This window comes from [Clostridium] symbiosum ATCC 14940 (assembly GCF_000466485.1).
Classification (GTDB): Bacteria; Bacillota; Clostridia; order Lachnospirales; family Lachnospiraceae; genus Otoolea; species Otoolea symbiosa.
Genome location: NZ_KE992855.1, coordinates 8,073 through 30,006 on the forward strand (window position 1 = coordinate 8,073; position 21,934 = coordinate 30,006).

General features: G+C 50.1%; 17 protein-coding genes. 14 read left to right on the forward strand and 3 right to left on the reverse strand.

What is annotated here, in order from left to right; all coding sequences use genetic code 11:
- Positions 1 to 208: 208 nt before the first annotated feature.
- Positions 209 to 2,857, forward strand: a complete 2,649-nt coding sequence (locus CLOSYM_RS05745; RefSeq protein ID WP_021641332.1) for a cation-translocating P-type ATPase — start codon at positions 209 to 211, stop codon at positions 2,855 to 2,857.
- 129 nt (positions 2,858 to 2,986) lie between these two features.
- On the opposite strand, the gene CLOSYM_RS05750 is transcribed toward CLOSYM_RS05745, so the two are convergent.
- Positions 2,987 to 3,496, reverse strand: coding sequence for a helix-turn-helix domain-containing protein (locus CLOSYM_RS05750; RefSeq protein WP_003510304.1), 510 nt, complete (start codon positions 3,494 to 3,496; stop codon positions 2,987 to 2,989).
- 21 nt (positions 3,497 to 3,517) lie between these two features.
- Between CLOSYM_RS05750 and CLOSYM_RS05755 the strand changes: the two genes are divergently transcribed.
- The 9 genes from CLOSYM_RS05755 to lepB all read left to right on the forward strand — a co-directional run bounded on the left by CLOSYM_RS05755 (position 3,518) and on the right by lepB (position 15,047).
- A complete protein-coding gene (locus tag CLOSYM_RS05755) occupies positions 3,518 to 9,658 on the forward strand; it encodes a hypothetical protein (protein WP_021641333.1) in 6,141 nt (2,046 codons plus the stop codon).
- A 19-nt stretch (positions 9,659 to 9,677) separates the two neighbouring features.
- Complete coding sequence (locus CLOSYM_RS05760; RefSeq protein WP_021641334.1) at positions 9,678 to 10,220, forward strand: hypothetical protein; 543 nt, start codon at positions 9,678 to 9,680, stop codon at positions 10,218 to 10,220.
- A 189-nt stretch (positions 10,221 to 10,409) separates the two neighbouring features.
- Entirely contained in the window at positions 10,410 to 11,078 is a 669-nt protein-coding gene (locus CLOSYM_RS05765) for a hypothetical protein (protein ID WP_044902171.1), read from the forward strand.
- Positions 11,079 to 11,205: 127 nt separating this feature from the next.
- Entirely contained in the window at positions 11,206 to 11,895 is a 690-nt protein-coding gene (locus tag CLOSYM_RS05770) for a hypothetical protein (protein ID WP_021641336.1), read from the forward strand.
- 19 nt (positions 11,896 to 11,914) lie between these two features.
- Positions 11,915 to 12,499: a hypothetical protein gene (locus CLOSYM_RS05775; protein ID WP_021641337.1), complete on the forward strand. Its 585-nt coding sequence runs from the start codon at positions 11,915 to 11,917 to the stop codon at positions 12,497 to 12,499.
- A 10-nt stretch (positions 12,500 to 12,509) separates the two neighbouring features.
- Positions 12,510 to 13,064: a hypothetical protein gene (locus CLOSYM_RS05780; protein ID WP_009298336.1), complete on the forward strand. Its 555-nt coding sequence runs from the start codon at positions 12,510 to 12,512 to the stop codon at positions 13,062 to 13,064.
- Between the two features lie 25 nt (positions 13,065 to 13,089).
- Entirely contained in the window at positions 13,090 to 14,016 is a 927-nt protein-coding gene (locus tag CLOSYM_RS05785; protein WP_021641338.1) for a hypothetical protein, read from the forward strand.
- On the forward strand, positions 14,003 to 14,266 hold the full coding sequence (locus tag CLOSYM_RS05790; RefSeq protein WP_003510325.1) for a hypothetical protein: 264 nt from the start codon (positions 14,003 to 14,005) through the stop codon (positions 14,264 to 14,266). The genes CLOSYM_RS05785 and CLOSYM_RS05790 overlap by 14 nt, the downstream gene beginning before the upstream one ends.
- Positions 14,220 to 15,047 carry a signal peptidase I gene (lepB, locus tag CLOSYM_RS21960; RefSeq protein WP_049943573.1) on the forward strand — a complete coding sequence of 276 codons (828 nt, stop codon included), beginning with the start codon at positions 14,220 to 14,222 and terminating at the stop codon, positions 15,045 to 15,047. Before CLOSYM_RS05790 ends, lepB begins: the two co-directional genes overlap by 47 nt.
- A gap of 149 nt (positions 15,048 to 15,196) precedes the next feature.
- Here the strand turns inward: lepB and CLOSYM_RS05800 are convergent, their stop codons facing one another.
- Positions 15,197 to 16,054, reverse strand: coding sequence for a DMT family transporter (locus CLOSYM_RS05800; protein ID WP_044902172.1), 858 nt, complete (start codon positions 16,052 to 16,054; stop codon positions 15,197 to 15,199).
- 75 nt (positions 16,055 to 16,129) lie between these two features.
- On the opposite strand from CLOSYM_RS05800, the gene CLOSYM_RS23995 reads away from it, so the two are divergent.
- The 4 genes from CLOSYM_RS23995 to CLOSYM_RS05815 all read left to right on the forward strand — a co-directional run bounded on the left by CLOSYM_RS23995 (position 16,130) and on the right by CLOSYM_RS05815 (position 20,638).
- Positions 16,130 to 16,345, forward strand: coding sequence for a DUF6783 domain-containing protein (locus CLOSYM_RS23995; protein WP_334291427.1), 216 nt, complete (start codon positions 16,130 to 16,132; stop codon positions 16,343 to 16,345).
- Positions 16,346 to 16,548: 203 nt separating this feature from the next.
- Positions 16,549 to 17,235: a TetR/AcrR family transcriptional regulator gene (locus CLOSYM_RS05805; RefSeq protein ID WP_021641342.1), complete on the forward strand. Its 687-nt coding sequence runs from the start codon at positions 16,549 to 16,551 to the stop codon at positions 17,233 to 17,235.
- 430 nt (positions 17,236 to 17,665) lie between these two features.
- Complete coding sequence (locus CLOSYM_RS05810; protein WP_021641344.1) at positions 17,666 to 19,114, forward strand: aminoacyl-histidine dipeptidase; 1,449 nt, start codon at positions 17,666 to 17,668, stop codon at positions 19,112 to 19,114.
- Between the two features lie 60 nt (positions 19,115 to 19,174).
- A complete protein-coding gene (locus CLOSYM_RS05815; RefSeq protein WP_003501228.1) occupies positions 19,175 to 20,638 on the forward strand; it encodes a YfcC family protein in 1,464 nt (487 codons plus the stop codon).
- A 67-nt stretch (positions 20,639 to 20,705) separates the two neighbouring features.
- On the opposite strand, the gene CLOSYM_RS05820 is transcribed toward CLOSYM_RS05815, so the two are convergent.
- Entirely contained in the window at positions 20,706 to 21,674 is a 969-nt protein-coding gene (locus tag CLOSYM_RS05820) for a LysR family transcriptional regulator (protein ID WP_021641346.1), read from the reverse strand.
- Positions 21,675 to 21,934: the final 260 nt, after the last annotated feature.

A 21,934-nucleotide genomic window follows, 5' to 3' on the forward strand; every position in this document is an offset into this window, starting at 1 on the left:
CTCGCGGAATACATCATGGCTGAACTGTTACCAACAATTTGCATTGCGGGGCATAATCATTGTATGGATCCGGCATAATAACCCAATAACGGATACTGTGCCGGCGCTGCGGATCCTGAGCGTGTGAAGTGCAGATAAAAGGAAAGAAGTTGCGATTCGGCCGGGCGGCAGCCGACCGGTGGGATCGTAATGGTAAGGAGGCAGGTCAATGATAAAGTTTTACATGGAAGACGCCGGGGAGGCGCTCAAAGAGACAGGCAGCACCCTTCACGGACTTGAGAGCAGGGAGGCTGAAATCCGGCTGGAAAAAAACGGTCCCAATAAGCTGGCGGAACCGGAGCGGGAGTCTTTGCTTCTGCGCTTTGCAAAGCAGCTTAAGGACCCGATGATTATTGTACTTCTGGCCGCAGCGCTGGTATCGGGAATTACTGCATTTTATGCAGGGGAATCATTTGCGGATGTGATAATTATCCTGGCTGTGGTGGTGATAAATGCCGTACTGGGAGTGTATCAGGAGAGTAAGGCAGAAAAAGCCATAGAAGCGCTGCAAAAGATGTCGGCGGCCGTTTCCAAGGTGTACAGGGACGGAAAGATGCAGAGCATCAAGAGTGAAGAGCTGGTGGTGGGAGATGTGATACTTCTGGAGGCCGGCGATGCGGTACCGGCCGACGGACGCATACTGGAGTGCGCATCCCTGAAGATTGAGGAAGCGGCTCTGACCGGCGAGTCTGTTCCGGTCGAAAAACAGAGCGAAGCTCCGGGCAGCAGCGCAAGGGCCGGGGATAATAAGGCAAAAGAGATTCCGCTGGGCGACAGAAAAAACATGGTCTATATGGGAGGCACGGTAGTCTACGGAAGAGGAACGGCTGTTGTGACGGCCGCCGGCATGGATACGGAGATGGGAAAAATAGCAGACGCACTTGCCAGGGCCAAAGAAAACCAGACTCCGCTCCAGAAGAAGCTGACACAGCTCAGTAAAACGCTCAGTGTGCTGGTTCTGGGCATCTGTGTGTTCATCTTCATATTCAGTCTGGTCCGGGCCGGAGATTTTCATACTGAGGTTTTGATAGATACATTTATGGTGGCTGTCAGTCTTGCAGTGGCTGCAATTCCGGAGGGGCTTGCAACTGTAGTCACAATCGTGCTTGCGATCGGCGTTACCAATATGTCGAAGAAAAAAGCGATCATCCGGAAGCTGACGGCAGTGGAAACGCTTGGCTGCGCCCAGGTGGTCTGCTCTGATAAAACAGGCACACTGACGCAGAATAAAATGACGGTAACGGAATTTGCGGGAAGTGATGAAACACTTCTGGCCGAAGCTATGGCGCTCTGCAATGATGCCGAAGCGCAGGAGGGGGAGGAAGCCGTCGGAGAACCGACGGAGGCAGCCCTTGTCAATTATGCGTCATCCCTTGGGATTTCCCAAAAAGAGCTGCAAAGCAGAATGCCCAGGGTGGGAGAGGCGCCGTTTGATTCCGTAAGAAAAATGATGTCGACCGTCCATCGTAATGCAAAAGGCCGGTTTATCCAGTATACGAAAGGTGCGCCGGACGAAGTATTAAAATGCTGTACCTCTATCTGGGAAAACGGGGCAGTCCGTCCTATGACGAAGGAAGACAGAGAACGGATTGAGTCGGAAAACAAGAAAATGGCAGATAAAGCGCTCCGGGTACTCGCAGGAGCTTTTAAAGAGACGGAGCTGAAACCGGAGGATACCTCCCCGGCGGCCCTGGAACGCGGGCTTGTTTTTATCGGTCTCACCGGAATGATTGATCCGGTAAGGCCGGAAGTTAAGGCGGCAATCCAGGAATGCCGTCAGGCCGGAATCAGGCCGGTCATGATCACCGGTGATCACCGGGATACGGCTGCCGCCATAGCCATGGAGCTTGGAATCATCACATCCCCAGACCAGGCGGTAACGGGAGCGGAGCTGGATGAAATGAGTGAGGCTCAGTTTTCCGATAAGATAGAGAATTTTTCCGTCTATGCCAGAGTTCAGCCCGAACACAAGGTCCGTATCGTACAGGGCTGGCAGGAAAAGGGAATGGTTACTGCTATGACGGGGGACGGAGTCAACGACGCTCCTTCCATTAAAAATGCCGATATCGGTGTCGGTATGGGTATCACAGGTACGGATGTAACGAAAAATGTTGCCGATATGGTTCTCGCAGACGACAATTTTGCCACCATCGTGGCGGCTGTCAGGGAAGGGCGGAGGATATACGATAATATCCGCAAAGCCATCCAGTTTCTGCTGGCCTCGAATCTGAGCGAAGTCCTCAGTGTCTTTGTGGCCACACTTCTCGGCTTTGTCATTTTAAAACCGGTGCATCTGCTGTGGATTAACCTGATTACAGACTGCTTTCCGGCCCTGGCTCTGGGAATGGAGGAGGCGGAGGATGATATTATGGAACGGAAGCCGAGAGAGGCAAAGGACGGAATATTTTCCGGCGGCCTGGGGACGGACGTAATTTACCAGGGAATCCTGATTTCGGCGCTTACACTGGCAGCCTATTTTATCGGCCACCGGATCGAGTCCGGGATATGGGAGATTGCGCCCAGTGCCGATGGCATTACGATGGCCTTTCTGACCATGTCCATGACGGAAATTTTCCATTCCTTCAATATGCGCTCACAGAGGAAATCGGTGTTCAGCCTGAAAGGTCATAATAAGGTTTTGTGGGGCGCCATGCTGTTCTCGCTGGTGCTGACCACACTTGTCATTTATGTGCCGTTTCTTTCCAGGGCATTCGGCTTTGAGCATATTTCACTGATGGAATATATTACGGCGCTTTTGCTGGCATTTTTAATTATACCGGCGGTGGAAATTGTAAAGTGGATCCAGAGGCATCGGTAGCAGTATTCAATAAAACCTGCAATACCTGAGCGATAAGCAAAAGTTTCAGATGCATTGAAGATAAACAGAGAGCAAAAAAGATCAGAAGGAAAGAAGCGGCAGCCGGTATGCGGCACCGTTTCTTTCCTTCTAATCTTTTTTTAATTCACAGATGCTTTTAGCTTTGTTTATAATCTTAAGCCGTTCAATGGCAATCAGCAAATCCTCCCTGAACAGCTTGGCAGTTTCCGGATAGAGAGCCTCTCCGTCGTAAAATGCAGGCTCCGTTCCTCCGGCAGTCAGCTGGGCCAAAATAAAATCCAGATAAATTTTTATATCACGTGTACCGGATTCCCGATATTTATTAATCATTTCTTCCGACTCAAATAATCGGGCCGCACTTGAACTGCCGGAATACAGTTGTGCGGCTGTATAAAGAGAATCAGACCCCTGCTGATCATTTTCAGCAGATTCCGTACCCATCAGGTTTTCCATGGTGGTATCTAAAAAATCAGATATCTTCCGGAGCTTATCCACACTTGGCTTATTCTTATTAAATTTACTGATCGAGCTTCTGGCAAATCCTAATTCCTGTTCCAATCGGTTAACCGAGTATCCTTTTAATTTGGCGAGATCACGAATTCGTTCATACAATCCCATAATTATACCTCAAATTTTGCGTTGGTATCAAAGGAGGAAAACGCTGCAACTCCCAGCGTGGCGACTGCATGCGATGCAGACGAAATCAAAGACGAAAGCTCCCATGGAGAAACAGATAAGAAGAGGAAAAACCGTAAGTACGAATTAGTCTTAACAGGCGAAGACCTGCTGACAGAAGATGCTTATGTAACAGACATTAAAGGGGAGCGGCAGCCTGATATAGAGGTATCGATTAAAGACGACACAGGTTTACAAGCTGCCGTAAAGATTCAGGAAAATGAGGACGGTAAGGCGGAGGTCTTCCTGCTCCCCGGCACTTACCCTGTCAGGCTGACGGCCACAAATCCGGAAACGGGGAATCCGGTAACCGACGTCCGTTATGTGACGATAGAAGCAGGGGAACAAATCCTGTTCGACGCCCCCACCCTGTTTGTGGGGACAAGAAATACGGGCTTTGATCTGCTCTCCGGAGTGCGCGCAGTCAGTGAAGATGGCCAGACGGTCCCGGTGAAGGTAAAAGACGACAGTGAGCTGGATGCAGCCAGAGTAACCGTTACGGATGAAGAGACAGGGCAGGAGAACGCGAAGCTGAAGCAGGGAGTATACAGCGTGGTATTGGCTGCCGACCATCCGGTGAGCAAAGAGGAGTTCACCTGCAAACGCCGGGTGGAGATTAAAGACGGATATTATATCTATGCTCCTGATTTAGAAGTCCGTGCCAATACGACGGATTACGATCCCCTGGAGGGAGTTGTCGTAAGGGATGAAAAGGACGAGCCCATCGAGCATGCAGAAGTCCGTATCAAAGACATGTCGTCACTTTATACTACCGGAAATCCTCAGAACGCGCTGCCGGACGACGTTCCCCGGCCGGCGACTATGTCCGATGCGGTTCCGGAACAGCCTGCCGGCATGCGTTCCCGCAGGGCCGCAGCAGTTACGGTAACGGAATACCCGCCGCTGCAGGAAGACCAGTCGTATCAGATTCTTCTTGCGTCGGAGGATGAGGGGGGAAACGAGATCACGACAGTGAGAAACATCCGGGCCACTGAGGCGGCTACCCATGTTATCTCCTACCTGTTAAACACGATTGCACCGGTAAAGTATGGGAATGCAGTCGACCTGGATCCGAAAGCTTCCGGCGGGACAACGGCCGGCCAGGTGATAAAACGGCTTACCAGCGACCCGGCATATAAGAAATTGTACAATGTCCAGATTGAAATGGGTAAAAACGACACCCTTGGCGGAACCGGTGCGGCCGGCAATGTATTAGAGGTCGTGCGTCCGGGGATGAACGGCAGCGGCCTGAGCAGTTTTATGATAGTCATTAATGATAAGACATTGACTCTTACAGAAGATATCGAGTTTAGGAGCGGACTGTCTACGTCCTTGCGGAACGGAACCATCGTTACGGATGGAAATCGGCTGTCGCTGGGAGCGAAATCAGCGGGAACCTCCCTTAGCTTAATCAGTATTAATTTTAAGCTTCCGCCCGGAACTACGGACTTTTTGGAACTCAGCAACCGCTTGTTCTTCGATGAAGTGAAGCTGCCCCCGGAAATCGTAAGCAGACAAAGGCCGGATACCTCAGATGTATATATTACTACCAGAAACAGGGTACAATTTGGCGGCGCTCTCGCAGGGAGCGGGCTGGTTTTAAATGTCGATGAGAATACCAGAGAGAGCTTTGTGGGATATAACCGCGGTTTCAATGCACCGACAGGAATCGACGGCGCATCCATAAATATGCGAAAGAACTCGGAGCTGTGGTCGAGCCGGCTGAAGCTTAGCGGGAGCCTGAGTTTTGAGAAGGATAATTCCCAGCTTAAGCTGGTCAGCTGGACGGAGGAGGGGAAGCCTCTTGTGTCAAACGTGAGGGACCTTGAAGTCGCCGGACTCAACAATACGCTCTATCTTTATAACCATCAAAACAGAGATGTAAATTCGGACAACCCGATGCTCATAATCGACAACCGTATGACTACGAGAAACGGGCCATTGATTCTGGATGATCTGGATCAGAATGGCTCCGCTTCCACCAGTGTACAAAAATTTGAAGCGCTGCAGAAAAATAAGGACGCAACTTCCCGTCCATTCAAAGCGGGGGATGTCATAGTTAAGTTTAAGGAGCCGGCCAATGCCGATGCGACCCATTTTGAGAGCAGAATCGATAATGCGGTCCAGGGCTCCGGCACTAAGATATTTAATCTTAAGGCCAACAGGCAGACGGGGGAAATTATCCTTACAGATGAGAAACCCATCCGGATTACGAATGAGGCCAATGGTGACATAAGAGATTTTTCCACCCATAAGGAGGCGATTGATTTTATTACGTCGCTAAGCGGCGATCCGGACGTCACGGTAAAGCTGATGACGGACTATGCGCTGACGAAGGAGGATCGGGATGCATGGGCAGAGCTGAACGGATACCAGGGCATAATCACGCTCACTTCTGACACAGCCCTGGACGGCACGCCGAGAAGGCTTAGGATCCGGAACGGCAGCCCCGCAATGAACTTGCCGGTAGCGGCAAAGGGGGTTGTATTTAAGGATATCGCTTTCCGTGTTGATGAGGCAAAATATTTCTATGCAAACGGCACGCCGGTGACCTTTGGCGAGAATGTGACATTTGTGGATAACAACCCTTTTACCGGGGTTTTTGGCGGCAGCAATCTGACGGATCTATCCGGCGATGCCAGCATTACCATCCGTTCCGGACTCTTTGAAAATGTGTATGGCGGAGGACGGGATAGGAAAGTGGCCAATGCCAGTGTCAATGTTACAGGAGGCACCATAAAGTCACTTTACGGAGGCATGAAAGGCGACAACAGCAAGCCGACAGGAAAAGCGGAATTGACGGTCGGCAATGCCGTCAGTGAACTTGCAATCGACAATATCTATAATTTTGATCAGGTAAACATTGCACAGAATGCAGAGGTGACCGTAAGCGGCAAACTGAACTACCGTCAGTCGGATACCATGGATTATCAGGGAAAGCTGGAACTGGGGTCAGGCTCCATTCTGAGATTCCTTGAGGCGGACAACCGCGTTGGGTCTCTTGGGATAATAACGGGAACCGCGGAACTGCTGCTGAAGCGGACCGGTTCGGGCCTTGTTACGACGCCCCTGGTTCTGGATGATGTAAATCTTCCGCTGGACGTCAAGCATGGAGCTGCGATCCTGCTGGGGTATTCGGGAACGGATCAGGCTCAGATTAATGATATCCTGTTAAGATTTACCCGGAAGGATCGGGCTACTACCGAGGGAATCGAAGCAGGCAGCACGATTCAGGGTGGTTTGATGGCCGACACGGACGACGGGACCGTGGGCCTAGGGTACCCGGTATCGCTCTCAGTCAACGGAGGGCAGCATTCTTATTATGAATCGGTCGCAGATGCTCTGGGAACCGTCAGCACCGGAAACTCATATGAACTGGCATTCAGAAAAGAAGGCTACCGCCTGACGGCAAAAGAGCTGGATGCGATTAAGAAGAGCGGAAGCTCTGCGACTAAAATTACGTTTACCAGCACTTTTGAGCTCTTGGCCAGTGATCCCATACTGCCCGGAGAAATAGTTGGCCAGACGGTTAAACGGAACGTCAGACTGGGTGAGGATCTGGAATGCGGGGCAAACACTGAGCTGACTAAGATCAGGATCACCTTCACTGCGGCGGCAGATATACTGGCCGGCGGCTATGATCTTACAATCGGGCCTGAGACTGAAATTGTACCATTCAGCGGAAAATATCCCGACCTCTATGGGGGCGGTAAGACGGCTATTGTTGGTGATACCAGCCTTAAAATAATGAGCGGTACTTTTGACTCTGTTTATGGAGGCGGGAGCCAGGCATCTGCCGCAGTCGACGGAAGCACCAGTGTAATCTTACCGGCCACAGGTTCAGGCGACATGGCAAAAGTCAGAAATCTGATCACTCCGGGCGGTAAGGGAAATGTGACAAAGACGGCCAGCCTGGAGGTGCGCGGAGGCTTTTTTGGAACTGAATCGGCAGGAGGCCATGGCGGTGCGTTAGAGATTTACGGGGGAATGTCGGGAACCACGGTAGATAAAGTCAGAATAGAAATGTCGGGAGCCGGCTCCTGGGGACCAATTCGGATCTACGGAGCAGGAAACGCTTCAGTCGGTTCCTGTGAGATAGACGTAAAGGATGATCCGGTCGGTTCCATGAAAGAGGTAAAAAAACTGGATGTCTACGGAGGCGGTGCGGGCAGCGGCAGCGTGAACGGGAATGTGTCGATTGCGATAGATCTCAGTACCACATTACTGGAGGATTCGGATCGGATTGGAACCGTCAGCGGCTACGGAGTAGAATCCACGGCAACGGGAGTATTAAAGGAAGACGTCGGAGGGACCAGGACGGTGACTCTGACCAAGCCGGATCCCTCCTCAGCCACTTCCGTGGCAATCAATACGGTTAAGGGCTTTACGGAGCTTACGATCGGAAGCGCTGCCGATACGTCTCATCTGTTGCTGGTGGTAGAAAACCTGGACAGCGATCCCTTTGCGGGGGTAAACAAAAGAACCGGTATCCTGAATATGGTCAACGCAAAGCTGGAATTGACAGGAACAGATGCAGGAAAGGTAGGAGTGTTAAAATCGGGGGGAACCCTGGAGAGCCATATTCATATTAATAAGCCGGACGGCGGCCCGACGATACCTCTTCAAATCGATGAGAGGGCCGACATTACAGGTCCTAAAGTGGATCTCTCCCTGTCCGGCGGAAAAACAGTATCCGCTGGAGACATCATATTGGAATTTGCAGATCCGTCAAAGGCAGATCCGCTCAAGTATCAGAATATGCGGAGTAATTACAATATCATGAAAAAGACCGAAAACAGCAAAGGGTATATTTATCTGGCAAAACCGGCGACCCATACCACCATGGTCCGGGTGGAATATCCCGACGGCCTTGATACGGCCGATGCGGCTGAAAACAGAAAGAACCTTGTCTTCCGTTATGACGGCGATGTGGCCGTAAAAGGCGGTTATGTGATTGGAATGCCGAGAAATGAGGCGGGAGATCCCGTCCAATCTCTGGCGTACACAAGACATGATCCCGGCTGGGATGGAACAAAAGATACAATGCCGGCAAATGCACAGGAGATTGTTTTTACCGGAGAACCTGGTACTACGGCGGCGGACGGACGGCTGGACGGTCTGGTCATAAAACAGGAGACCTTGTATATTGCTCATATCATGGACGAGATGGGAAATGTTGCCACGGTTATCCTGGACACCCTTGCACCGTCACAGTCCGGGACGGATGTTACCGTCGTCTATGACCCCGCCACAGGGGATTACAGCTTCAGCGTCACAGTAAAAGACATGACGGTTGACTGGATGCCTCCGGACCCGCTTGATCCGGCCTCTCATCTGTCCTATACGGCTCACGGTGTCAAACAGTGGGCGTGGGCAGTTGGGCCTGCCGCTGGCAATATAATGGCCGAGGCGGCAGCAAAAGAAGAGCTGATGGCAGCCGCGCCCGATCAGAACGGGATACAGGAAACGGCAATACCTAATCCGCCCCTGATAGACGGAACGGAAGGCAATTACACATTTAGAGTTCCCGGAACTGCATTGACGAAAGATTCGGTAGTGTGGGTCTATGCAAAAGACAACTTAAATAATACGGTAAAGATTGCGATACCGGTAGGTGACAAGATGATTGATGTGGATGTGCCGATGAAGGTTAAGATGGTGGCGCTCAAAGCGGCTCCGGGAGAACCTCTGCCGGCTCCGAGGCTGCTCGCTCCCGTATGTTACATTGCAAACAGGGGAGAATCGAGAGTAAAAGTCGAAATTACGTCCTTTGAAGATACCACACCGTCATCCGGCAAAGAGATTACACTGGTGAACCGTCAGGAGGGGCTCAGCGGCAATGAGATGGGACTGCTTATAGGACCTCTGGCCCCGAGTGACCCCGATTATATCGGAAACTTTGCCACCAGGAACGTATTGGACGGCATCACACCAGCCACGCCGCTGGATATGGGGATTATGGAGCCGGCGGCATCCCGGACCCACGGGCTGAATTTTACTTTTTATGCAGTCTATGATGCTGAGAATATCCAGCCTACCCGCGCGGACGGAATGACGGGCCGGCTTTCATATCGGTTTACCGTCGTGCCTTCTGCTGTGCCTTAAGAAGGAGGTGGAAGATGCCATGAGAGCAAGCAGACATAAAAGAAACAGGCAAAAGATGGCCGGGGCTTCCATGGCCCTGCTGATAACTGCTTTGTTTGCAGCCACATTCAGTCTGGTCCTGTGGAAAAGGGCTGCGGCCGGGAAGTATGCCGCTATGGAGATGGATACCAACGCGCGGCCTGCCGGAGAAAAGGAAATACCGCCGGATCCGGAGGCAATATTGGAGCAGATCCGGGAGGAAGCGGAGGAGAGCAGTTTCCGTTTTAAGATTAACAGCGAGCCGAATTTCACTTCGCCGGAGGCGGAAGGAGATTTGTGTATTATAAACAGCCCGGAAAATACCTTCTATATGCTGGTCGTCATCACGGACGGCAGCGGGAAGGAGCTTTACAGGAGCCGTGAGTTAAGGCCCGGCGGTCAGGAGATGACCGGTGAGCTTAAGGAAGTCCTTGAAACAGGAAAGCATCCTGCGACCGCCACGGCATACGCCATTGATCCCGGGACGGGAACGACGGTCGGAAGCGTGGAGACGGGCCTGATTATCACAATAGGCGGAGGCTGAAATCAACAGGAGCACAGCCGTTATATCGCGGCCTGTGGCAGCCTCTGCGCCCGGAGACGGGTGCGATAACGGTATTGAGGCGTTACCGCCTTATACATAAAAATAAATTCCGGAAGCAGGTTCCATCGGATTCACAGATAAAAACAGGTGGCTATATCTGCTGGCGGAGATAAAGAAGGAGAAAAATGTATGAAGAAGAAAAGATTAACATCATTGGTGATGGCGGCAGTTCTTTCCGCAGCATCGGTGACCCCGGCGGTCGCAAATACCGTAACGAACAACGCGACAGGAGATGAGCATACTACAATCGGTATTATGGAGACGGGGAAAAGCCCGGTAAACGTCAAGTTTGAAGTGCCTCTTTACGTTACAATGGCGGCAAAATCCGGGGATGCAGCGATGGCTACGCCGGACGGATATGACATTTCAAACGCGGCAGCCGCCGGCGCTGATTCCTATGACATCGGCGTTACATCCATGAAGATTCAGGCATTGGGAGACTGGGAAATTGTAGACACCGGTACTCCGCTGAATTCAATGACACAAATGATTTTTAGTATCGGCGGCTGTGATATACCGGCCGTAACCAAGACAGACGGTGTGAAGGAGGTACCCCTGTCCGGGGCCTTTGTAGACACAGGAAAACCGAAAGCCATCGCACCCGGAGCAAGTCTGAGCGGTGATCCGAAGGGGCTAAAATTGCTGGGAACGATTAAAGCGGATACTCGTACTGATAAAAAGGCGGCCGCCCAGTTTAAGATTACATATACCGTGGCAGCTTTGAGCGGTACCGGCGAGGCCCTTGGTTCCGTCTATGTCGGCGATGATAAGACGGCAGCAGGCTTCTCAACTCCATAAACCCCATATTACAGAGTACTCCCCATAAATAAGGGAGTACTCTGTAATATCTCCTGCTGGGCCCCGAAATAACGGGAGGCTGTACTGTAGGGAAGGAACCGGACTAATGAGGAGGTCAGATACAGGAATGAGCAAGAGAAAGAGGAGTTGGATGTTGGCCGCGGCGGCGCTGACGATGGCAGCGTCATTTGACATTATGGAGATTACGGCGATCGCATCAGGAAGTACGGCCGGAAGGACGGAGCTGTCCCTTGGAGTGAGCCAGATGGCGCCCGAGGCCGTGTCCTTCGAAGTCCCGTTATACCTGACCATGTGCGTTGCAAAAGAAAACGGAACGAACACGGTTATTGTGCCGAGTGAGTCTTATTCCATCAGGAATCCTGACAGGAATATCTCCATGGCGGTAACCGGGCTTAAGGTAGCAAGAGTGGACGGCAGTGACTGGGCGCTTGTAACGGATTTTACACCCGATACAACGAACAAGGAGATTCAGCTAAGCATAGGAGGTGTTCCTCTGCCCGGCCTGCCGGTTGGTTCCACCCAGGAAATTACGGTGGATCTGACCCTGCAGGATTCATCTTTCTATAATTATCAGAGTAAAAGCTATAAGCGGATTGGTGAGGCCGACCCGGCAAATAACAGTATGCCGCTGCTTGTAGAGGCCAGTGTGCCAACGGGATATACCCCTGTAGATCAGGCCAGCCCGACGGCGCAGTTTCGCCTCGTGTATACCGTAAGCTGCATCGACACAACAGGAACGGTAATGGATAAGGATTATGCAGGGCCTGACAAGGCGGACGTCATTGCAGTACCGTAAGAGGAAGGCAGGAGAGCGCATGAAATCGGAGGAAATAATCGAAAAGGATCAAAACAGACAGATGCCGGGGGTGAAGAAAAAGAAGAAAAGCATAAAAACCGGCAGCATACTGCTGCTCTTTGCCGTCGTGGTCCTTCTGGCCACAACCGGGGGACTGGCCTTTTGGGTTTATAGCCAGTCCGCACAGCAGAGTAAATTTGAGGAAGACAGGAACGCGTTGGAGGGATTTCTGCCCGGCAAGAGCGAGGCGGAGATACAAAAGGAATTGAACCGTATTATAGATGAAAGCCGTTTAAACATTTCAATGAACCCCACTCCGGTCATCCGGGACGGCAAGATTAACGTGATGCTGGAAAATGTCCCGGCCAATAATTATTATCTGCAGGCAGACGTCTATATCTATACGGATGAAGAGACTTTGGACATGCAGCAGGTATATCAGTCCGGAATCATAAAGCAGGGATTTTACATCGAGTCGGGGGATGTAATGGAAATGCCGGAAGGAGGCCGATATAACGGTATTGCGGTTTTTCATGCTCTCTATCCGGAGACCCTGGAAGAGATTGGGCAGGCGGCCATGAATATTGTGGTGACATCGGAATAGGGGGACGGAGATGGAAGAAAAGAAAATGGGAAAACCTCTGTTCTATGCGCTCATCGTACTGATCCTAATGGCGGTTGTGGCATGGTCCGCGTACAGAGCAGGTCAGGAAAAGCAGGAGGAGGAAGTATCCGGAATACAGCGGGAGCTGGATGCGGAGCTGGGCATCCTTCCCGGCATGAGCGACGAGGAGATTCAGGATCGGTTGAACCGTAAAGTGGCGGAGAGCCGTCTTAATATCTCCATGAACCCGACGCCCGTATTTGCCGACGGAAAAGCGGAAGGAGACGTGCGTATTGAAAATATCCAGGGAAATCAGTACGGGTTCACGGTGACGATCACCGTGATAGGTACGGACGATTCTCCCGGGGCGGGAGACTACGTGGATCAGGAAATTCTGAAGACGGGACTGATTGAGCCGGGGAAATATCTGGAAGCAAAACCTCTTGATGTGGACCTTCCACAGGGCGTCTATGTCTGCATCGCCACGTTTACGGCGTACAGCATGGAAACGGACAGGGAGATAGGTACGGCGGGAATGCAGATTATGCTGACGGTGGAGTCGTAGTGAAGGCAAGGGAGACAGCAAGGTTATGAAGAAATATATTAGAAGAAAGGCGGCCGCGGCCTTTATTGCTCTGGCTTTTTTGATTGTGTTCCCTATGGAGGCATTGGCGGAGCAGGGCGGTACCACCTTTGGAATTGAGCAGTACGGTCAGGACACAGATTATACCGGCTGGCTCGATCTGACAGTGAGGGTTCTCTCACCGGAGGGGATACCCCAGAGCAGGATTTACATCGTTGTCAGGAAGGCCGGGACGACGGAAGAAGCAGGGCAGGGCCCGCAGATCAACGGAGATAAGAGATATCTGACCAACGATAACGGCGAAATTGTATTCCGTGTCTATCCGTCCCCACTCAGCTATGAGGCATATATCCCAAAACAGGAGAAATGGAAGGAACAGGTTCATGGTCCCTATCAGATTACGGACCATACCACGGTAAGCATAACACTTGAACGATATACGGATGGGAGTTCCGGCGGCAATGGAGGCAGTTCCTCAGGTTCCGGGGGAAAACCGTCGCAGCCTGAGTTCCCTGCACAGTCAGAGGCACAGGCGGAAATACCGGAAGTGATATATCCGGAAGAACCATCCGGGCCGGAACAAGGGATAGGTGAGGGACCGTCCGGAACGGAGGAAAAATCCCGGCCGGCCGGAGCAATAGATGCAGAAACCGGGCAGATGAAAGACGCAGGAGCAAAACTGCCGGGGAAGGCCCCGGGGGCAGAGGAGCAGGAGGACGGCAGGGATATAGACTCCATTCTGGTACAAAAAGACACTCAAAATGCGGAAACAGCGGCTCAAGAGGCATATTCCCGGTTATCAAAGCGTGTAAACGTCATTATATGGGGGCTGGCAGTTCTGATGACGCTGCTGTTCCTGCTCCGGCTGCGGCAAATTATTGCCGGCACCCGGGATTTAAGCGGACAGGAGGGACGTAAGGATGGAGAAATATAAGGACATCAATGTCAAAAAGATCCTGAAAGACCAAACATACAGCGTAATTGCGGAGCTGGCGGCGGCAGTTTGTGTCCTGGCGGCCTGCTGGATTTACTTTTATAAGGGCTATTACAGGTTACATCCGATATCCGTTGTCGTGACACTGGGGCTGCTGGTATTGTACGCAGCCATATTGTGGAAGCTTGAGCGGAGATTGAAGAATGAGGCAAAAAGGCAGCTGCAGGAACAGGGAAGTGATGCCGGATGACATGAGCGGGAAGGATAAGGGCCAAAGTATATCGGACCCGGAGGATCCGTCGGCGCTGACACAAGATTTAGAGGAACTGCTGAAACTATGGGCTGTGGATGGAGAGGACGGCGGGACGGATCTGCCGAAAGATGCCTTCCGGGGAATGAGGGAAGAAAGTCCCCGGGAAACGGAGGGCGCAGAGCAGGTGTCCGAAGCAAATGAAACCGGGAAACTGCGGGATGAGGGACCGCAGCTTTCGGTGACCGGCAGGCGGGCGAAATCACGGAAGCGGATCTCCAAACCATGGCGCGGAGGAATCAATATCGCAGCGTTCTGGCTGTTAGCACTTTACGCCATATTTCAATATTTCCTGGGAGTAACCGTTCTGAGCGGTAACTCTATGAGACCGGCTTTATGTCATGGAGACATTCTGCTTTATCAGCGTTTTGGTATCAGAAAGCCGGAGCGGGGGGATGTTCTCATTATTCGAAATGGCGATGGGAACGGTACTGTTGTGGCAAAGAGAGTAATAGCCGTCGCCGGAGATTCGGTATCCGTCGATGATTACGGGCACGTGACATTGAACGGGATGCCGCTGCATGAACCCGAGGTGTTATATGGCTATCAGCCGGGAGATGAATGGATCAAATTTCCGGTAACGCTCGATGAGGGCACATTCTTTTACCTGGGAGATAACCGTCCTGTCTCAATGGACAGCCGCAATGCAACGATTGCTGCCGGAACCATGGAGGAGGTGCAGGGGAGAGTGCTATCCGTATTTCGATTAAAACCACCATAAGATATAACGATAACCTGCACGCTCCGCGCACAGGCCACCGAAACCAATAAAAGGATTGACGGCTGATGATAAATTTAGCCGCCAATCCCTTTTAATTATATAAATAAAATATTTTCTTGACATGAAATATCCGCTTATATAAGATATTTTTATAGAGCAGCCTGCCTGGCCTGCGGCACGTTAATTTTAGAATCTAACAGCATTCCGGCCAGGATAATAATAAATCCGGTAAGTACAAGCGGCGTCGGATATTCTTTTAAGAACAGGGCTACCCAGACAGGTCCGAGAATCATCTCCCAGAGTGCGATGACGGAGGCCTTTTGAGCTGAAATCTTCTGAATTCCCAGGTTGTAAAAGCCATATCCGGCCCCAATTTGGATGATACCGAGAATGAGCAGCACCGTCCAGTCGCCTGCAGACAGCGTTCCCATATAGCCCGCTGTGGAGGGAAAGGCCGTGAAGACAAATACACCGGTGACTAAGTTGGCGATCGCAGTCAGTCCAAGAGGGTTGGTCCCGGCGGATTTTTTTGCTCCGACACTCATGAATGCAAAAAAGATTCCTTCCAGAAGGGCGATCATATTGCCGGAGCTGCTGCTGTTGTCCGTACCGGAGCACATAAAGAAGATTACGCCGGCGAAGATGACACAGACAGGCCAAAATGCTTTTTTATTAAATTTTCTGGTAATTATAAGATTGGCGAGGAACAGCCAGATCGTAGCGGTGTATTGCATCCCGATAGCAATCGCGGCTGACGTTTTCGCAAGCGCCAGTATAATGCTGATGCAAAGCGCGCAGTAGGAGCTGATATAAACGACCATCCAGGGGGTCCAGTTAAGCCGTTTCCATCTGATAAAGGGCATCAGTGTAATTCCGGCTATAATGGAACGGAGGCCGCAAATCAGCAGCGGATCTGCCGTGAGGAACTTCACAAGCGGAGCATTCAGGCTCCAGAATACGGCACCGAGGAAAACCAGGATGGTGCCGGAATTACGGATGTTAGACATAACCATACCTCCATATGCTGGTTGTCGCATATTGTTTCTGCACACCGGTTTTGCAATGGAAATGGGAAAATCCGGGTGCCTGGTTCAGGAAAAACAATAATATATATTACAGTTTGGCCCAGGGACTGTTTGAAAATATTACATCTGCACACTCCGCTTCGCGGCATATTTGGCCCAAATTCAGTCAGCGTAGCCCACTACGCCTCCTTTATTCGTACCAAATCTCCCACAAAGTGTGACGCACAGCTGACAGTAAGCAATTTTCAAAAACGATTTAGAGCCGGACCGTAAGGATTCATATCCGAAAACGGAATATGATGATTGATTATAAAAAAGAAACGTGGTATACTGTATAGGAGGATGAATCTTGATTAAAAAATAATCATGATTACGCGGTTTGATCTCATTATATAGTCGGCAATCTGATTTGTCAATGATTAAAATTCGAAATCCCCGACATAAAACAGACAGGCTGGGAAAGGAGTAGTGGGCGTATGACAGAGATAGAGACAGGCAACGGAGAAGTGGCTTTAACGTTAAAACGCAAACGGATTATGATTTACTTTATTGAGGCGACGGAGAAACTGATCCGATCAGACGGAGTGGAGGGGCTGTCGATACGGAAGATAGCGAGTGAGGCCGGCTATAACAGCGCCACGCTCTATAATTATTTTGAAGATCTGGAGCATCTCGTGCTATTCGGCTCGGTTTGCTACCTGCGTGAATATATTGTACTTCTGGGTAAGTCTTTAAAGCAGAATATGACGTCGGTTGACAGATACAGAACGATTTATCACTGCTTTAACCGGGTTGCGTTCCGGTATCCTGAGATATTTCATAACATGTTTTTTGGACGATACAGCAATAAACTGGGCACGGTAGTCCGGGTATATTATCAGGAATTATTCCCCTCGGAGCTGGAGGGGCTGAATGATCGTATGAAGAAGATGCTGGTGGAGGGCAGTATGCGCGAGCGCGACGAGATCACGATGGAGAGCATGGTTCAGGAAGGTTTTGTATTAGAAGAGAAAGCCGATATTACCCTGGAACTGATCATCGCGCTCCATCAGAATTTCATCTATGAAGCCTACCTTAAAGGCGACAGCCTCAATATAGAAGAACATGAAGAGAAGTTTAACCGGCTTTTTGAATATATACTTGCGATGGCAGGAAAACAATAAGAGGCCGGAATTTCAGTAAGAACATAATGAAAACTGCAATAAGAACGGGAGATGTACTTCCGGACGCCGGTACGGCATGCTGTACCGGATATCCGGGACAGCATCTCCTTTTTTGCGCTGATTGGCGGTAAAGGTTGTGAGTGTGAGCAGTATATTTTTTTGACTGATTTTCTGCAAAAGATACACCAAAACAAATGCAATTTAACAAATAATTGGGAAGTATTTTGAATCTTATTGGAAAAACATCGGGAAAAATGAATATAAAAACATAAAATATTAAAACATTCTGCGTAAGTGTAAAAATTATATTAAAAATTTAGTATTGACAGATAAACAAAGTGGATTTATAATCATGATTATAAAGTAAACATTGATTATAAAAAGTGGGCAGAGGGTTAGAAAACGGTTAAATTTTTAGGAAGGAGTTTCTATGGGGTACAGTAAAGAGGAGTTACTGAATGAACGGGTTTTTTATCACTTCCATCGGATTTGCCAGATACCGCACCCAAGCGGCGGGGAAAAAGCGCTGAGTGATTTTATTTTGAAGTGGGCGCTTGATTTGGGGCTGGAGGCGAGACAGGACCCGGTAAACAATGTTTTTATCAGGAAACCGGCGTCGCCGGGATATGAAGCTGCGCCTGCCGTCATGTTGCAGGCACATTTAGACATGGTGTGTGAAAAGAATGAGGGGAGTTCCCACGATTTCTCCAAAGACCCAATCACATGGGTGATTGACGGAGACAATTTATCGACAGGGGGACAGACTACGCTGGGGGCGGATGACGGGATTGGAGTCGCCTTTGCAATGGCAGTCCTGGAGGATAAAACCTTATGCCATCCGGAACTGGAGATTTTATTCACCGTGGCGGAGGAATCGGATTTTACGGGAGCTGTTGGCTTTGATGTGTCCTGGATGAAAGCGGATTATCTGATTAACCTGGATCACGCATGTGACAGGGAAATTCTCAGCGGGAGCTGCGGGGGAATGGATGCGGAAATCAGACTGCCGATTGAACATCGCAAGCTGCCGCAAGACTGGAAAACATATACCGTTATGATAACAGGCCTTAAGGGCGGTCATTCCGGTGAGGATATCCACAGGGGCCACGGCAATGCCAATTCACTTCTCGGCCGATTTATGGCGGAGGCCGGAAAACGCTTTACATATGGAATTTCCGCTGTAAAAGGAGGAACCTACCGTCTGGCAATCCCAAGGGAAGCGAGAGCGGACTTAAGCCTGGCTGCCTCAGACTACGGTAAACTGGTACAGCTCGCAGAGGAATTGCAGGCCGTATACAGGGAAGAATTGCAGCAGACTTCATCATCGCTGAAGATTACCGTGGAGGAAATCCCTTTAGCGGGGACCCAGGTTTCCCCGGATAAGATTGTCATACTGTTACTGCTGGCTCCGGACGGAATCTGCCAGATGAATGAGGTGCTGACCGGGCTTGTAGATACATCCGACAATCTCGGTGAACTTCATATGGACAGCAGGGAATTCAGGATGGTATTTGAGATACGGTCGGCACAGGACAGTCTGAAATACTATATCTATGAGAAAATACAACGTCTCTCTTCCCTGGTGGGAGCAAAGTGCAGCACGGAAGTTGAGTACGCAAGCTGGCATTTCCGGGCAAATTCGCCGCTTCGTGAAACTGCGGTGGAGGTTTACAAAAAGAAATACGGTTCGGAACCGACAGTTCTGACCGTCCATGCAGGGCTTGAGGTGGGCTGCTTTTTCGAGGTCAAGCCCTGCATGGACGCCATCTCGCTGGGACCCGACTGCTGGAATTTCCATTCTCCTTCCGAGATGGTAAGCATTCCATCCGTCAGAAAAGCATACGGATTTTTGTGCAGTATTTTAGAGGAACTCAAATAAAGAATCATAAAGGGGAAATTAAAAAAGCTTTATATCTTATGTATGAGAAAGGAGAGCAGTATGGAAGATAAAAGGGAAGATAAAAATCTAAATGAAGCGGAAGGACGGGTAGTGGAAGCGGAGAAAAAGAAACTCGCCCTAAAAGCGGTAAATCCAATGATTTTCCTGGTTGTGATAATCGCGCTTTGTGCCATAGCTTCTTATATCGTTCCGGCTGGCACATATGACCGCGTGCTGGATGCGGCCAGCGGCAGAGAGATAGTTGATCCTGCCAGTTTCCATTATATAGCCAGAACGCCTGTAACCCTGTTTGGACTTTTGATGTCGGTAACACAGGGATTGCAGAATGCGGCTTATGTTATATTTTTCCTGATGATTATAGGCGGCACCTTTGCAGTACTGGATGCCACCGGTGCCATGAATGCCGGAATGGCGAATGTAGTTAAGGCGACAAGGGGAAAAGAGCTTCTGATGATTCCTATTTGTATGATCGTCTTTGGCTGTGGTTCCGCCTTCTGCGGAAATTTCGAAGAGTTCCTGGCCTTTGTTCCGCTGGTCCTGGCATGCTGTCTTACTATGGGCTTTGACTCGCTGACGGCAGTCGGCATCATTTTCTGTGCGGCAGGCGCCGGTTACGGCGGAGCGATTACGAATGCTTTTACCATCGGCGTGGCCCAGAGTATTGCGGGGCTTCCGATGTTCTCAGGAATCGAGCTCAGGGTCGTCCTGTTTATCACACTTGAAACTGTAAGTATCCTGTACGTTATGTGGCATGCCAGCAGAGTTAAGAAAAATCCGAAATCAAGCTCTGTATATGAGTATGATATGGCCCATGCCCATGAGCATGTGATTGATATTGATAATATTCCCAAGATGACCCTGCGCCAGAAACTTGTATTGATTATATTTGTTCTGGGAATCATCTTTACCGTACATGGCGTAATTGTTAATGGTTACTATATCGATGAGCTTTCGGCAGTATTCCTTGCGATTGGTATCCTGGCCGGCATAGTCGGCGGACTCCGTCCCGGTGAGATCTGTGATAGCTTTGAAAAAGGTTTTGGCAACATGTTGTTCCCCTGCATCATGATCGGTTTGGCAAATGCGGCGATTGTTATTCTTCAGGATGCCAATATCATGGATACAATTGTACATGCGCTTGCCAGCACACTGAATAATCTCCATGCCTCCATGATGGCCTGCGGCATGTTCGTAGTACAGGATATATTTAATGTACTGGTTCCATCCGGTTCCGGTCAGGCGGCGATTACGATGCCGATTATGGCGCCGCTTGCCGATATGCTTGGAGTTACCCGTCAGACTGCAGTTCTCGCATTCCAGATGGGAGATGCGTTTACCAACGTACTCGCTCCTACCGGAGGAGAAATCCTGGCCGCCCTTGCCATGTGTAAGACCCCTTACGGAAAATGGGTAAAATACCTGCTGCCTCTCTTTGTTATGTGGTGGATCGTTGCTTTTATCTTCCTGATTTATGCGACGAAGATCGGATTCGGTCCATTCTGATACAGCAGTTAACTAAACAGCCAATACATATTAACATACCCCCTTGCGGGCCGGACTTAACTTGCCATTATGTCCGGTCCGCTTTTTTGTCCAGACGGATATCCGAGAGATCGGCAAATACATCCCTCGTTATATCAATGAAATCTTTCATATATTTAGGAAGGTACCTGTCCTTATGATAGGCCAGGACAAGCCGGTGCCTTACAGGCTCTCCGTTCAGCATGAGGGGGAAGGTATTGGCGTCCGGAGCTTTTTCCTCAAGAAGCGGGAGCCTCATCTGCGTACAGAAAAAAGCGCCGTAATCATAGGGATAAAGGGAAATTAAAAGCTCCGTAGTGCTGGATTCCAGAAACACCTTCGGCACGAATCCGGCATCCAGAAAACATTGGTCCACCATTTTGCGCAGACGCATCGGCGGCTTTGGCAGCAGGAAGGGAAAGTCCTTAAATTCCTTCAGCTTAACGCCGCCGGCGGACTGGCGTTTCACTGTGCCGCATTCCTCTCCCAGCTGCTTTACCATCAACGAGTCGGAGACAACGAGAAACAGATTGTCATCCAGCAGCGGAAGGATTTCGAGATGGGGATCCGCCGTATACTTGATGCCGATATAAAGATCCAGTTCTCCGTCAAACACCATCTGCTCCATCACTTCCGAGGAGGTATCCACTAGCTGGATCGATACGTAGGGCCACAGCTCATGGAAGCGGGGAAGAATGGACGGCAGGCAGATTTCGCCCCGGTAGGAAGGAATTCCAATTTTTAAGTTTCCTGCTCCCAGGAGGGAAATATCGCTGAGCCGGTTTTTTAAATCATTTTCTTCAGACAGGATCCTGCCGGCGGCCAGAAGAAGCTGCTCTCCGGCATAGGTGAGGGACAGCTTTGGTTTGCGGTAAAAAAGCTCCACGCCATAATATTGTTCCAGCCGCTGGATATGCTGGCTCAGATTCTGCTGAGTGATATAGAGTTTCTGGGCTGTGTTTGTCATATGCAGCTCTTTGGCCAGTTCCGTAAAATAATAGAGGCTTATCAGGTTCATGTACGGCACTCCTTTTCCAGATTCTTGTTAAGCTGCATTGAGCGGCAGCGTTTATCTCAGTATATCACTAAAACAGATACATAACAAAGAAATATTGTTAAAAACATAAAAATACCTTGTTTGAAATTGTTCTCTCTGCTGTGCTATGATTCAGATATAGAAAATAAGCGGTGAATAAAAGATGGAAACGGCCGTATGCCTCCGGGAGCCGGTAATCGCAAGGAGGCGTTAAAAGACCGTAAGAATTCAGGAATATTCAT